The sequence below is a fragment of the Acinetobacter sp. GW821-FHT01C12 genome (genome assembly GCF_059422625.1).
Genome location: NZ_JBWKXD010000001.1, coordinates 387042 through 401248 on the forward strand (window position 1 = coordinate 387042; position 14207 = coordinate 401248).

The following is a 14207-nucleotide window of genomic DNA, read 5'->3' on the forward strand; positions in this document are numbered from 1 at the left end:
GTATCGCCTAAAAAACACACGTAGTCGCAAACGTAGACGAATTGTCTACAGACCCTAATCTAAAGTTGAATAAATAATAAAAAATAAACTTTAATCTACTGTTGAGTCGGGGTTTGAATTACCTATATTATCAGACTTGATTTTTTCGATTGATTTAGGACTTTAGACCATGTTTCAACATGTAGATCCTTATGCAGGTGATCCAATTCTCTCTCTAATGGAAGCCTTTGGTAAGGATGAACGGACACACAAAGTAAATTTAAGTATTGGTCTTTATTATAATGAGGACACAATTGTTCCTCAGTTAGACGCTGTAAAAGCGGCTTTGAAAAATATTGAACCAAGCAATGACAAGGTAAAGCTTTATTTACCGATGGATGGTTCAAAGTCTTATAACGAAGCAACCCAGAAACTGGTTTTAGGTGCAGATAGCCAAGCACGTAAAGATGGTCGTGCAGTGACCATTCAAACTCTAGGCGGTTCTGGTGCACTTAAAGTAGGCGCAGATTTTCTAAAAAAATACTTTCCTGAATCTGATGTTTGGGTGAGCCAACCGACGTGGGAAAACCATATTGCGATTTTTAATGGTGCGGGAATCAATTCACATTTCTACCGTTATTTTGATGCAGCAACCAATGGTGTCAATATTGAAGGCATGTTAGAGGATTTACAGCAAATCCCTGCAAAAGGCATTGTTCTTCTTCACCCTTGTTGCCATAACCCAACAGGCGCAGATTTAACACCTGCTGAATGGGATCGTGTAATTGAAGTATTGAAAGCACGTGATTTAATTCCATTCCTAGATATTGCTTACCAAGGTTTTGGTCAAGGCTTAGAAGAAGATGCTTATGCAATTCGTGCTTTAGACAAGTCAGGATTGAATTTCATTGTTAGCAATTCATTCTCTAAAATTTTCTCACTATATGGTGAGCGTGTTGGTGGCTTAAGCTTTATTTGTGATGACCAAGCAACTGCACAAAAAGTTTTAGGTCAGCTTAAAGCAACTGTACGCCGTATCTACTCAAGCCCACCTACAACGGGTGCCTTAGTGGTTGATAATGTATTGAATGATGCAATATTAACTGAAAAATGGCATGCAGAACTTAAAGAAATGCGTGAGCGTATCATCCAAATGCGCGAACTATTAAAGGCAAAATTAACTGCTGCTTTACCTGGTCGTAATTTTGATTACCTTACAGAACAACAAGGCATGTTTAGCTATACAGGTTTAACTGCTGAACAAGTGGATATATTGAAAGATCAATATGCCATTTATTTGCTACGTAGTGGCCGTATGTGTGCAGCGGGCTTAAATTTAAAAAATATTGATTATGTAGCAACATCTGTTGCAGAAGTCATTAAAGCAACTGCTTAAATAAATTGATAAGCGTTGATTGAATCAATCAACTGCCACTTAACTCCCTTTTCATAAGGGAGTTAAGTTTTTGAGATGATTCTTTTTTAAATGAGCATTTTAAAAGCTTAACATTGACATACAGATTTATTTTTATACAATAAGCATTCTTATCCCCTTTCTTAAAAGAGTAACGCCAATGAAGTAAGTCATTTTCTCATCATTATTTATTTAATTTTTGATGTGCAAAATAGATTCTACTCAAGGCTACACTTATCTTTTAGTTCTGATACCGTCTTTACGATAAATTAAATAATCTACTGTTATTTAAAGCTTTTATTAAATACTATTTTGTGCATCCTCTATATGAGGATCATTGAATGCAACAAGCATGTATTATTTCAAATTTGAGTTTGGCATTCCCCACTCAAACAATATTTACGCAACTAAATTTTGTACTTTTTTCAGGGCAAAATTCTGCTGTGATTGGCCGTAATGGTTTGGGAAAATCATTACTTTTTAAACTATTACACCTACAACAGCATTCAGATTTAGCCTATTCAGGGCAAATTGCATGGCATATTCAACATGATTATTTAGCACAATTACAACGATTAAATGCCAAAACCATAGCTGAAGCTTTAGACATTGCTCATCTACACAATGCTTTTGAGCGTATTGAAAACAGTAGTGCCAGTTTTGAAGATTATGATTTGGTGGAAAACTGTTGGGATTTACCTCAAAAATGGCAACAAATTTTAAGCAATGCACAACTGCCGCTTGATTTAAATTTTCCCATACACTACTTAAGTGAAGGTCAAAAAACCAAGCTGGCTTTGTGTCGCTTATTTCTAAAACAAGATCATTATCTACTTTTAGATGAGCCAAGTAATCATTTAGATGCCATGGCAAGAAAATGGTTAATTGAGTCAATTCAGGCACATAAGGCGGGAGTTTGTATTATTAGTCATGATCTTCAATTGCTGAATCAAATGCAGCATATTTATGCTTTAACCGCGCAAGGTTTGCAGCATGTTTCGGGCAATTATGCTGATTATGTTCAACAGCACCAACAACAAATCCATGCTTTAACTCAGTCTATTCAACAAGAAAAACGTGAATTTAAACAGTTAAAGCAACAACAGCATGATAGTTTAATGAAAGCACAAAAACGTCAACGTAAAGGTGCTCAATTGCGTGACTCGAACTCTCAAGCCAAGATTCTACTGGATTTTAAAAAAGAGCAAGCTGGGCAAAGTTTTGGGAAATTACGTGCACAGCAAATTCGCCAAGCTGATGAAACACAAAGCAGTTTACAGGAGAAACAAACAGCTTTAGAAAAAATTAAACCACAACGATTTGACTTTCAATTTCGATCATCTAAACAAGGTGAAATATTAAGAATTCACGATTTACAATTGCCTTATGCCATCACACAGAACATAAAGTTGTCACTCCAAGCCGGTGAAAAAATCCAGCTTAAAGGTGCAAATGGCGTGGGTAAATCCACCCTATTAAAAATGATTGATCAATCACGACGTACTGAAATTTTCTTTACCGGGCAAAGTTTATATTTGGATCAAAATTTTAGTTTACTCAATGATGATCTTTCTGTGATCGAGAATTTAGCGAAATTTAATCCAGATATACTGGAGGTCGAATGGCGAAATTTATTAGGTCAACTGCGTATCCGCCGCGAAAAAGCACTCTTAAAATTGGGGCAACTCAGTGGTGGCGAAAAACTTAAAGTTGCATTACTTGGAATAAGTCAGCATCATCAAAATATTGATTTATTGTTATTGGATGAACCTGAAAATCACTTAGACATCGAGTCACGAGAATTACTTGCGCAAGCCATTGAGCAATTTAAAGGTGCTGTCATTCTGGTCTCTCATGATGATTGTTTTGTTGAGCAATCTGGAGTAAATGAAGCATTTTTACTGTGTTAAAAAGTATTACTTCATTCTGATCATTTTGAAAAACTTTCCGCCAATGGTTTATTGCCCATATGGCGGATTGTACTGGTCAAACTAAAAGTAAATCTCCAATCTACTCAAAATATTTGCAGTGTTAAGTTTCTCTATATGTAAAATCCAAATATTATTTTTGCTTCTCATCTATGAGCTGAAAACATAATTTATCAATGTTTTTCGTTTTTGGATGAAAAGCTGAGAGGTTAGATAACACTATAACAGCAGTCTTATCCTCAACATTTATTGCCATTGAAGATGAATAGCCACCAGTTCCGCCATTGTGCCAAACCAAATCTTTTCCATTTTGTGATTTTAACAAATGCCAAGCTAAACCGATTTTCATATCTTTGTTCATCTCAAAGGTCGGTGTACGTGTTAAAGTCAATTCGGTATTTTTAGGATCGAATTGTGCGATTGCAAATTTTGCTAAATCCTCTGTGGTTGATAATAGCCCGCCAGCACCAAACAAAACGTCAAAATCCCAATTTGATACGATTTTTCCATCAGGATTTTGCCCTTTTACTAACTTATCATGTAGATTTTGCGAGTTTACAAATGAGTTTTTCATTGTGTATTTATCAAAAACTCTCTTTTGTAATAACGTTTGAAAACTTTTTCCTTGTGATACGCCAAGCGTATAGCCTAATAACCCCGCCCCTAAATTGGAATAAACATATTTTTTTTCACGCTCATTTTCAATTTTCAAATCATCTTTAAGGTATTGTTCAATCTGACTTTTACCATAATCTTTATAGGGATTACTTTGATTCGATAAATCTAGATTCTCAGGTAAGCGTGGTAAACCAGAAGTATGATTAGCCAAGTCTTTAAAATTCAGTTGAGTGTTATTTTTAAATTTTAAAGATGGATAAAATGGATTGATTTCATCTGTTAATTTAATTTTTCCTTCATCAACAAGCGAAGCTAAAACGGTCGATGTAAAAACTTTCGTAATAGAACCAATTTCAAAAACCTTATTCTGGTTTTCAATTGGTTTGATCTTGCCATCAGTTTTTATAACCCCATAATATTTCACTTTTTGATTTTGAACGACTGCAATAGAAAGTTGCGTATTATTTGGAAAATTTTGGCTATTCGAAAAAATGATGTTTGAGATTTCTTTTGGATAAGCGTTAAGCGCATTCACAGTATTACTACTGTTTATCTCTTTTTGGACTTCATTAGGCTTCATAATAAGTCCCTTGATATGATTTTCTTGATCAAGCGAAATATTGACCGTCAACACCATTTTCTCAAACTTGGTTTTATAACTTTGATAACTTCCTTGTTGATCGCTGAGAAATTCTTTGCTTTCAATTTTTCCTGCCTGAGATTTCAATCCTGAGAAAAATTGCTTTGTCTTTTCAAGCGGCAATGTCTTTTTCATTTCAACAGAAAATTCATCATAAATTTTTTCCTACTGATCAGCATTATAGTTGTTTATAAAATTATCCATGGCAATTTTATAGTTTTCATTCTGAGCAAATATTGGGTTTGATATCAAAATCGCAAATAGCATTAAAAATAGTCTTTTCATAAGGTTTTAATAATAGCTAATGAATTGAAGTCTTGTGCTCTAACACTACACATCCAAAAGTACAGCTTAAAACATAACAAAAAAACTGCTTTAAGCAAGTATTATCTGTCACTCAGTAGCAAAACATTGTTATTTTAGTTTTTTTATAATGATTGTTTTGTGTCGAATAGATGAAGCGAATTTATTAAATTAAACTTTAAAATCATGATTGAACAAATCAATATTTATTCAATCATATAAGACTTAAATTTGTGTCATTAACCACAAGTCGCTTGGGTAATTTTTTTGGTCGCAGGATCTACAGTTACTGTCACACGTTCAATACGATAATCCATAGTTACCCCTTGATTTGGTGCAACTTTACGTACGATTGATGCTTGTGTAAGCTGCTTAATTTTCGCTTCAGACATATCATTTTGACCAATCAATTGAGCCGCACGTTCAGCAACACATGTGGTTTGAGTGTTTTGTGCTGTTTGATCTGGCGTTGCATTGGTTTGAAGCGAAGAACATGCTGATACGGTTAAAGCCATGATACCAAGACCTAAAATTGCAACATTTTTCATAGGACGACCTATTTTGATTTTTTGCTTTAAAGCCATAACATAACAAAAAAAGATAAGCTTAGAGAATTAATATATAAAACTCATACATTTATCATGCAAATAAAAACCAGTGATACATGATGTATCACTGGCTCTTAGTGGTGCTCAGTATTTAAGCTTAAAAGTTAATCACTGTACGGATTGATTTACCTTCATGCATTAAATCAAATGCTTCATTAATTTTATCTAAGCCCATTGTATGAGTAACAAAAGGTGCAAGTTGGATATCACCTTTCATCGCATCTTCAACCATACCTGGCAATTGTGTACGGCCTTTTACCCCACCAAATGCGGTTCCTTTCCATGTACGACCAGTCACAAGCTGGAACGGACGGGTAGAAATTTCTTGACCTGCACCTGCTACACCAATGATGACTGATTGTCCCCACCCACGATGAGCACATTCAAGTGCTGAACGCATTACATTGACATTGCCGATACATTCAAATGAATGGTCTACACCCCAACCTGTCATTTCAACAATCACTTCTTGAACAGGTTTGTCATAGTCTTTTGGATTAACGAAATCAGTCGCACCAAACTCTTCTGCCAATTTAAATTTTTCAGGATTGGTATCAACAACAATGATCCGACCTGCTTTCGCTTGGCGCGCACCTTGTACAACAGCCAGACCAATACCACCCAAACCAAATACAGCAACTGAATCGCCTTCTTGTACTTTTGCTGTGTTATGGACTGCACCAATCCCTGTCGTTACACCACAACCCAGCAAACAGACATGTTCAGGATTTGCTTCAGGGTTAATTTTAGCCAATGATACTTCAGCAACGACAGTATATTCACTAAAAGTTGAACAACCCATATAGTGGTAAATAGGTTCACCATTATAAGAAAAACGTGTCGTTCCATCAGGCATAACCCCTTTACCTTGTGTCGCACGAACGGCTGTACACAGGTTGGTTTTGCCTGATTTACAGAATAAGCATTCGCCACATTCTGCCGTATATAAAGGAATTACATGATCCCCAGGTTTTACTGAAGTTACACCTTCACCAACTTCGACAACAATACCAGCCCCTTCATGGCCTAAAACTGCTGGAAATACGCCTTCTGGATCATCACCTGATAAAGTAAATGCATCTGTATGACAAACCCCTGTATGGGTAATTTTAACAAGGACTTCGCCTTTTTGTGGGGGAGCTACATCAATTTCCACAATTTCTAAAGGTTTTCCTGGACCAAATGCAACAGCAGCACGTGATTTCATAGCTAAATATCCTAATAGGTTTGTGTTTTAACAGTTGGACTACAGTAACCTTTTTCTCTTTACAGATTCAACTATTAACTTGATGATATGATTTAGTAAAATTTAAAGTACTCATTGAAAGAATGAATCATTCAAAGACTTCGCTTGCCTTCGTTATTTTGGCTTTTTCAATCACTGGATGTAGTTTACCTATGAATCAACCAGAACAAGAACAACAAGTTAAAGTATATGCAGAGCATTGGATCAATGAGCCTCAAGCAAAACAGATGCTTACTCAAGGTCTCACTGCATATTTAGCCATGAATGATGCTTTCCAAAGTATCGCGTCACGTATCCACCTGATTCGAAAGGCCAAATATACACTTGATTTACAATATTATATTTGGGCAGATGATTTTATTGGCAATTTAATGCTACACGAATTGCTTAAAGCTGCTGACCGCGGAGTAAAAGTACGCTTATTAATCGATGATCAAAATGGAACAAAAATAGATCGGCAATTAAGTGCATTGCTGAGACATCCAAACATTTCGATCAAATTATACAATCCTTATAAATTCCGACACTTTCGTGTAATGGATTATATTTTTAGAATGAACAGAATCAACCATCGAATGCACAATAAATTAATTATTGCTGATGGCGCAATTGCTGTGACAGGCGGACGAAATATCAGCAGTGAATATTTTGATGCCAGTGAATCTTTCCAATTTACTGATATGGATATTTTATTTTTTGGTAAAGCAGTCAATCGTGCAAATGAAGTTTTTACCGACTTTTGGAATTTTCAATTAAGCTATCCAATTGATCAATTTATTCATAAAGGTTCTGAACAAGATTTATTAACTTTACGAAAAAGCTTTGAACGACTTGAACAAGCTGAACATACTACAGATGAAAAGGTAAATCTTGAGCAAAAAGAGCTCGCCAATGAGCTTAATCAAAATAAAATCAATTGGGCTTATGCCGATTTTCTGGCAGATTCTCCAAAGAAAAGTTTAGGACAAGCACACGGCAATGAATTAATTTCACACCAAATTCACCAACATTTGGGTGATCCCAAACAAGAAATGGATTTGATTGCCGCTTATTTTGTTCCTACAAAAAATGGGACGGATTTCATCAACCAATTCCCTAAGCAAAATGTCAAAGTGAGAATTTTAACCAACTCCTTTATGGCAAATGATGTTGCGCTTGTCCATGCGTTTTATCAAAAGTATCGAGTTGACCTGCTTAAAGGAGGCGCAAAACTTTATGAATTTAAACCCTATATAGAACGCAATCGCCGTACTTGGTATGAGGTCCTCACAGGAAATATCATTCCGAAAAAAGGCAAAAATAAATCCAGTTTGCATGCAAAATTTATCAATATTGATGACAAAGTCTTTATTGGTTCATTTAACCTAGATCCAAGATCATTCAATATCAATACCGAAGTTGGACTGGTTGTTCAATCAGATCCTTTACAAGAGCAAATTTCAAATCTATTGGATCAAACCCTATTTAGGGTTGCTTATGAGTTAAAACTTAATCCGCAAGGTGAACTGATCTGGCTAGATCATCGTGCTGATGGCAAAGTGATTGAATATAAAGTTGACCCTGAAACAACACGATTCCAACGATTTGTCATGTATAGCGTCTCATATTTACCACTTGAATGGATGATGTAATTTTAGTGTAATGACAACGCATATACCAAAATTATTAAAAATTTACTGCTACAAATAACACTCAAACAGACAGAGCCCTTTGATCTCTTTAACCAGTTCTATGTCAGTAAAGCCCGCATATTTTAAGCTTTGAAAATGTTCATGTTTCGACATATACAAGTCATTATTGCTCATCGCATCTGATGCAAAAATATGGTCACAGACGAGATACAGAGCATCACGTTTTAATAATGTCTTTACTTGTTGATGAAATTGATTTGCATAGTTTTTATGGCGTAACTCATGTAAAGCTTGATGAATAATGATGGCATCATATTGTCCAAGCTGATCGCGCCAATCTTCATTTTTAAAATCAGCAATCTGATATTGCACTCTATCTAACTCAGAAGAAAGTAGCTTACTTTTAGAAAGCTCATGCATTGCATCAGAGAAATCTAGCGCTGTATATTCAATATCAGCGCACTGGGTAAGTAAATGTTTGGCAAGAAAACCAGGACCTGAACCTATTTCTAAAATATTGAACTGCGCGTTTTGATCAGTTTGATAGTGTTTCTCTTTGGCTGCTTTTTGAATTAAATTCACATAATAGTCAAAAAACTCATACCGCCATGGGCGTTTTTCATTGGCTTCATTTGCCCATTGCAATGCATCTTGTGGATTTTTTAAATCAATTGGACTCGGTACATCCTGAACACTCATTATAATTATTCCACTGAAATCAATATAAATTTGCTTACTATTTACCCACATTTTAAAGCAATAAGGAAACGGATTTTCGCTAACTTTGTAAGTTATTTATTTTTAACTGCTGAATTGACATCGCCAAAATATCAAAGACTTTTTTATCCACACATTGTGCAACATTAAAGCGCATGAACTGTCCTGCATTTTCAGCTTGGCTAAAAGAATTACCCGGCGCTAGAATTACGCCCTGTTTAAGACATAACTTTGATAATTCCGCAGCCTGTATACCATCTGGCAATTTGCACCATAAAAAAATCCCTGCTGTTGGCACAATCCACGGTTTTATACCGAGTTGCCCCAACTTTTGCATCATTTCATTGCTGACTTTAAGCAAATGTTTCTTTAACCAATCTAAATGTTTAGGATAACTGCTGTCCATTAAAGCTTGATAAATAATTTCTGCATTTAAATGACTATTGCTAAAGTTGGTTGCAATTCTTAAATCGATCAATTGATCAATCAGTTCTGACTCTGCAATGATATAACCGCAACGAATTGCTGCTGAAAGAGTTTTGGTAAAACTGCCAATCTGAATAACATGCTTAAAACCTGCTAATGAAGCATAACGTGGTGCTGGTGTATATTCAAAATCAGCAAAAATTTCATCTTCAATAATCAATAAATCAGTTTTCTCAACCAGCTTAGAAATTTGATAAACCGTTTGTAGCGAAATCGTGGCCCCTGTTGGATTATGGATCCCTGAATTGGTTAAATAGATTTTAGGCTTTAAATTCAATGCTTGTTCAAATTTTTCTACATCTGGTCCCGTTTCTGTAAATGGAATTGGAACGGCTTTTAAATGATGTGCCTTAATCAAGGCGCGGAAATTAAAATAGCAAGGATCATCAATCAAAATCACATCACCTGCGCTAAGCAAATGTCTAAAAATTAAATCAATGGACTGGGTTGCTGAGTCAGTAATAAGAATCTGATTCAATTTAAACTTTAAATCATACAGTTCTTTTTTTCTGGCAATAAATTTACGTAACTCCAAATGTCCATGTGGTGTTGCATAATCAGTGAGCATGATGATTTCAGATTTGGCAGCTTGTTTTAACGCTTTACGGATCGATTGTTCAGGCATCCAAGTGGTCGGTAACCAGCCACAACCCGGTTTTAGCACATCCGTCTTCGCCTCTAATGACTGCCTTGAAATCCATAAGGGATCTATTTCACGTTGATACTGTATTTCAGTATCAATCATTTGTATTGGTTCGGCTTTACCTAACACATAGTAACCAGAACCAAGACGAGATTCTAAAACACCTTCCGCAACTAATCTGGCATAGGCTTCAACGATAGTTGAAACAGAACAGTTTGTTTGTGTAGCAAACTGACGGACTGAAGGTAAGCGTGAACCTGCAATCAAACTTTTATTCAAAATTTGATTTTTAATCATCAGCACTGTTTGTTCAATTTTAGTTTTTGCCATTTAAAAACCACATATTTTAAAGATAAGAAATCTGAGAAAACCCGTTAGATTGAGTAGAATTGTAATGGTAAAAATAGCATAACAGTTATTTAAAATTGTACTGTAGTGTACATATATATTTCCAGTAAATAGCGCTTAAATCATCATAAATTGACTGAGTAATTGATGATGGATAAAACAAATATTGGCTGGCTGAATGGTTTTATTGGTGTAGCGATTTTTGCTGGCTCTTTGCCCGCAACCCGTATTGCCGTCATGGGTTTTAGTCCAGAATTTTTAACCACAGCTCGGGCAGCCATTGCAGGAAGTATTGCTTTAATCTGCTTGTTTATTTTACAGCAATCAAAGCCTTCATTTGCTCAATTTAAATCATTGGTTATTGTGGCTTTAGGTGTGGTGATTGGTTTTCCATTATTTACGGCATTAGCTTTACAAACAGTATCCTCAGCACATGCTATTGTCTTTGTTGGTCTCTTGCCTTTATCGACTGCAATTTTTGCAGTTTTACGTGGGGGTGAAAAACCTGCTACACAATTTTGGTTATTTGCCTTAATTGGTAGTGCCATCGTGGTTGGTTTTATGTTTTATGAAAACCGTAATTTAAGTTTTAGTGTGGGCGATCTCTATATGCTTGCATCAATTGTTGTCTGTGGACTGGGTTATGCTGAAGGTGGAAAGCTTTCAAGAGAACTGGGTGGATGGCAAGTGATTTGTTGGGCTTTAGTGGTTGCATTACCCTTGATGCTTATCTCAAGTCTATATTACCTACCTGCAAGCTTTGCAAATATTCATTGGCCTGAAATAATTGGTTTAATCTATGTGTCGCTGTTTAGTATGTTGATCGGTTTTATTTTTTGGTACAAAGGCTTAGGGTTGGGCGGAATTGCCAAAGTTGGACAAATTCAATTGATACAACCGTTTATTGGTTTAATGCTTTCAGCGGTTCTATTGGGTGAGCATGTAAGTTTTGCAATGATTGTTGTTTGTTTTGCAGTTGTGATCTGTGTTGCTCTGGCAAAACGATTTGCATAGAAAATGGAAAAGCTTAAGCATTTATTGGCTATATCTGTATATCGATTTAATCAAGTACAATAGGATAAATGCCTAAGCTAAAACAAAAACAGTCAATTACAGATATTGGGACAACCCAATATAACGCTTATAGGAACAGTATTCTTAAAAATTTTCAAACTGACTTTTTCTTCTCTACTGATTAGTGAATCATTTAAAGTATGATGCCAAATTATGAGTTTAAACTTACTTAAAGTAAGCCTGTTTCTTTAAATAAGTTCTTATATGCCTCTGCCTTCTTATCCAGTGCTAATGGATACGCTCTTGATGAAGAAGGCATCCGATATAAACCTATCTCTCGTCCAGCAAATATAGCTTGTGAGGATTGCCCTATCTGTGGCTTTTCCGTTTCTTCAGGCATAGATAACATCAAGGTATCTGTTGCCTTATCTCCAGTGGTCATGATGCTGTTACATTCAGGAATTTGCGTTAAAAGCTGTGCTAGGTCTGTGGGGGTCTTAATCTGTAGGAATTTATCTGAGGCATTTCCTTTTAAGCGAATAACTTGATACGCCGTATCAAAAATTGCGATACCTTTTTCGATTAAGAATTCGCGAATACGTTGTTCTTTAAAATTTTTATTGGGTAAATCTAAAAAGTGGTCTTTATTTTCAAAGAAAATAAGCCCAAAAATCCGCCACATATCATTTTGATAATTCGGATAATAAAAATCCATCTTCCATCTGCTTTGAGGCGGTGGAAAGCTACCAAGCATCAACAGCTTAGCATTTGAAGGAAGAAATGGTTTAAGTGGGTGGGTTTCTATTTCGATATCAGTCATTTATAAATAAGAAATAATTTAAGAATTATACTTTTATCTTAACATTTTTACTTGCTAAGCATGGGTAGTTGTTTCTAATTTTATATTAAAGATTTTAAATCGTAAATTTATCCATTTTCTTTTAATTAACCAACTTAATCGATTGTTGTGCTTATTCAATAAAACCACCCGTAGGTGGTTTAAATACAACTTACACAATAAAAATCAGTAGCCATTCGCGCTTAACTTAACTCTAAAAGGCTCTGTTTGATTTCTCATCATTTCCTTCATCTCAGTTGTGATCTCAACACCCATCTCTTCAAGCATTAACAAACCAAATTCTGAAGTGCTCTCTGCAAAATTTTTGTTATCTATTAACATTTGAGCAAGCTTTACATTTTTAGGAAAATCAGGGAAAAACTCATTAAAGTCTTTTTTATCTTCAATTCCAAAATAGATAAATCTTCGCCATTCATTCGTTTGAATATCGCGTATAAAAATTATGTCAGCTTCAGTCTGCATAGACTTTTTGAATAGTTCATCTTGTGATTGCATAGGCACAACACAAACTTCACCTACACTTGAAATATAATTTAATTTTGGTTTTAAAAATGTAGAATCTATATTTTTATAAGATCCATCTTTGGCTAAATCTTGCTGTAATTTAATGTCTTTTCTGTACTCAGCATCGCTGATCCATTCGCCTGAAGAAAAAGTCTGTCCTTGATGCTTAGGTTTAACTTTTCGATCATATTCAATCTGGTCATAATAACTGATCACATCATCAAGTGAACCATTTTTAAGTATTTCTATTTCCTTGTCCCCTTGCTTATTAAAAATCTCATAGCTTTTTTCACACTGTAAGTTCTCTGCAAAGGAGAAACTTGATGCTAAGGTTGTTAAAGCAATAATGAATAATTTTTTCATGAAATACCCTCTTAATATTTTGGGGATAAGATACTCAGGTTGAGATCAGAAATAAACCTTACAAAAAATTTATTTAACACAACACATTATCTGATTTTTTCAACCTCACACTAAGCTATTATTTTTAAATAAGTTTTAAAATATTCTGACAAGGTTATTTTTGTCAAATCTCTTTATGATGAGGGCAATTTTTACTGCTGCTGTGATTACTGATTTTAAAAAATTACTAGAAATTTCATATAGAACAAAGTCTTAATCAATATTCTTAGCACTAATAAAAGTTGTTGCGTCAATTCCACCCGTATAAAAAATACAAAACTTGGCGATGTGCTGTTTTTAATCGGAAATTTCAAATAAAATAATTAAATATCTTGAATTTGTAACAGTTTCAAGATATGGTAATAAAAATCATTGCATATCTCGGTAATATATTTGATAGTTAAGGTTCTTTAAGATTTATCTAAATATTAACTGACTTTATACAACCGAAAACTTTTTCTTAACATTAAAAATCAATTCGTTATGAACATTAAACTTTTTACAGCATTATTCTTGATCCTTGCCCTGTCTGCTTGCAATAAAGAGCCTGAGCAGCATGCAACTGCGCAAACAGATCGACCAACCCTCACTGCACAATTTGAACAATCAGATGAAATGATTAGTAAATTTCTTGATCAACTTGATGATCCAAATACAACATTGGATGATAAGACCAGAATCGTATGTCAAGATTACCCTAAAGAATACAAATCGAATTACATGCCAAATTTACTTAAATTAAATCCAGAGAACTATACTGAAGCTAAATTACTTTCAGACTTAGATATTGCTTTAAACTATTACAAAGAAAAAGAAAATATTCAGTGTAAAAATACAAAATAGTGATTTTAGTTAATTAATTTTTTT

The 14207-nt window shown here is 34.8% G+C and carries 12 protein-coding genes; 5 read left to right on the forward strand and 7 right to left on the reverse strand.

Annotation, left to right across the window (positions count from 1 at the left end; genetic code table 11):
* The first annotated feature begins 169 nt into the window (after positions 1 to 169).
* Together AC07WY_RS01810 and AC07WY_RS01815 are read left to right on the forward strand one after the other, a co-directional pair.
* Entirely contained in the window at positions 170 to 1375 is a 1206-nt protein-coding gene (locus tag AC07WY_RS01810; protein WP_262086039.1) for an amino acid aminotransferase, read from the forward strand.
* A gap of 359 nt (positions 1376 to 1734) precedes the next feature.
* On the forward strand, positions 1735 to 3303 hold the full coding sequence (locus tag AC07WY_RS01815; protein WP_494735590.1) for an ATP-binding cassette domain-containing protein: 1569 nt from the start codon (positions 1735 to 1737) through the stop codon (positions 3301 to 3303).
* Between the two features lie 151 nt (positions 3304 to 3454).
* Here the strand turns inward: AC07WY_RS01815 and AC07WY_RS01820 are convergent, their stop codons facing one another.
* The 3 genes from AC07WY_RS01820 to AC07WY_RS01830 form a co-directional block, all read right to left on the reverse strand.
* Positions 3455 to 4738 (reverse strand): serine hydrolase, encoded by a 1284-nt coding sequence (locus tag AC07WY_RS01820; RefSeq protein WP_494735919.1) that lies wholly within the window; start codon positions 4736 to 4738, stop codon positions 3455 to 3457.
* A 383-nt stretch (positions 4739 to 5121) separates the two neighbouring features.
* A complete protein-coding gene (locus AC07WY_RS01825; RefSeq protein WP_262086036.1) occupies positions 5122 to 5430 on the reverse strand; it encodes an I78 family peptidase inhibitor in 309 nt (102 codons plus the stop codon).
* 157 nt (positions 5431 to 5587) lie between these two features.
* Entirely contained in the window at positions 5588 to 6697 is a 1110-nt protein-coding gene (locus tag AC07WY_RS01830; protein ID WP_004720535.1) for an S-(hydroxymethyl)glutathione dehydrogenase/class III alcohol dehydrogenase, read from the reverse strand.
* Positions 6698 to 6888: 191 nt separating this feature from the next.
* Here AC07WY_RS01830 and AC07WY_RS01835 point away from each other — a divergent pair, with 191 nt between their 5' ends.
* On the forward strand, positions 6889 to 8367 hold the full coding sequence (locus AC07WY_RS01835; RefSeq protein WP_494735591.1) for a phospholipase D family protein: 1479 nt from the start codon (positions 6889 to 6891) through the stop codon (positions 8365 to 8367).
* 48 nt (positions 8368 to 8415) lie between these two features.
* On the opposite strand, the gene AC07WY_RS01840 is transcribed toward AC07WY_RS01835, so the two are convergent.
* Positions 8416 to 9066: a class I SAM-dependent methyltransferase gene (locus AC07WY_RS01840; RefSeq protein WP_494735592.1), complete on the reverse strand. Its 651-nt coding sequence runs from the start codon at positions 9064 to 9066 to the stop codon at positions 8416 to 8418.
* 79 nt (positions 9067 to 9145) lie between these two features.
* The gene (locus AC07WY_RS01845; RefSeq protein WP_434277298.1) at positions 9146 to 10543 is read right to left on the reverse strand and encodes an aminotransferase-like domain-containing protein; all 1398 of its coding nucleotides are present in this window, start codon (positions 10541 to 10543) and stop codon (positions 9146 to 9148) included.
* A gap of 168 nt (positions 10544 to 10711) precedes the next feature.
* Between AC07WY_RS01845 and AC07WY_RS01850 the strand changes: the two genes are divergently transcribed.
* Positions 10712 to 11575: a DMT family transporter gene (locus AC07WY_RS01850; RefSeq protein WP_494735920.1), complete on the forward strand. Its 864-nt coding sequence runs from the start codon at positions 10712 to 10714 to the stop codon at positions 11573 to 11575.
* 229 nt (positions 11576 to 11804) lie between these two features.
* On the opposite strand, the gene AC07WY_RS01855 is transcribed toward AC07WY_RS01850, so the two are convergent.
* Complete coding sequence (locus tag AC07WY_RS01855; protein WP_494735593.1) at positions 11805 to 12395, reverse strand: uracil-DNA glycosylase family protein; 591 nt, start codon at positions 12393 to 12395, stop codon at positions 11805 to 11807.
* Between the two features lie 204 nt (positions 12396 to 12599).
* A complete protein-coding gene (locus AC07WY_RS01860; RefSeq protein ID WP_494735594.1) occupies positions 12600 to 13301 on the reverse strand; it encodes a hypothetical protein in 702 nt (233 codons plus the stop codon).
* Positions 13302 to 13823: 522 nt separating this feature from the next.
* On the opposite strand from AC07WY_RS01860, the gene AC07WY_RS01865 reads away from it, so the two are divergent.
* A complete protein-coding gene (locus AC07WY_RS01865; protein WP_419334348.1) occupies positions 13824 to 14183 on the forward strand; it encodes a hypothetical protein in 360 nt (119 codons plus the stop codon).
* Positions 14184 to 14207 lie beyond the last annotated feature (24 nt).

Excerpts from the sequence above, each read along its gene's own strand:
- AC07WY_RS01845 (WP_434277298.1), bottom strand. The coding sequence starts at position 10,543 with ATGGCAAAAACTAAAATTGAACAAACAGTGCTGATGATTAAAAATCAA.
- AC07WY_RS01815 (WP_494735590.1), top strand. The coding sequence starts at position 1,735 with ATGCAACAAGCATGTATTATTTCAAATTTGAGTTTGGCATTCCCCACT.
- AC07WY_RS01865 (WP_419334348.1), top strand. The coding sequence starts at position 13,824 with ATGAACATTAAACTTTTTACAGCATTATTCTTGATCCTTGCCCTGTCT.
- AC07WY_RS01810 (WP_262086039.1), top strand. The coding sequence starts at position 170 with ATGTTTCAACATGTAGATCCTTATGCAGGTGATCCAATTCTCTCTCTA.
- AC07WY_RS01840 (WP_494735592.1), bottom strand. The coding sequence starts at position 9,066 with ATGAGTGTTCAGGATGTACCGAGTCCAATTGATTTAAAAAATCCACAA.
- AC07WY_RS01850 (WP_494735920.1), top strand. The coding sequence starts at position 10,712 with ATGGATAAAACAAATATTGGCTGGCTGAATGGTTTTATTGGTGTAGCG.
- AC07WY_RS01855 (WP_494735593.1), bottom strand. The coding sequence starts at position 12,395 with ATGACTGATATCGAAATAGAAACCCACCCACTTAAACCATTTCTTCCT.
- AC07WY_RS01835 (WP_494735591.1), top strand. The coding sequence starts at position 6,889 with ATGAATCAACCAGAACAAGAACAACAAGTTAAAGTATATGCAGAGCAT.
- AC07WY_RS01830 (WP_004720535.1), bottom strand. The coding sequence starts at position 6,697 with ATGAAATCACGTGCTGCTGTTGCATTTGGTCCAGGAAAACCTTTAGAA.
- AC07WY_RS01825 (WP_262086036.1), bottom strand. The coding sequence starts at position 5,430 with ATGAAAAATGTTGCAATTTTAGGTCTTGGTATCATGGCTTTAACCGTA.
- AC07WY_RS01860 (WP_494735594.1), bottom strand. The coding sequence starts at position 13,301 with ATGAAAAAATTATTCATTATTGCTTTAACAACCTTAGCATCAAGTTTC.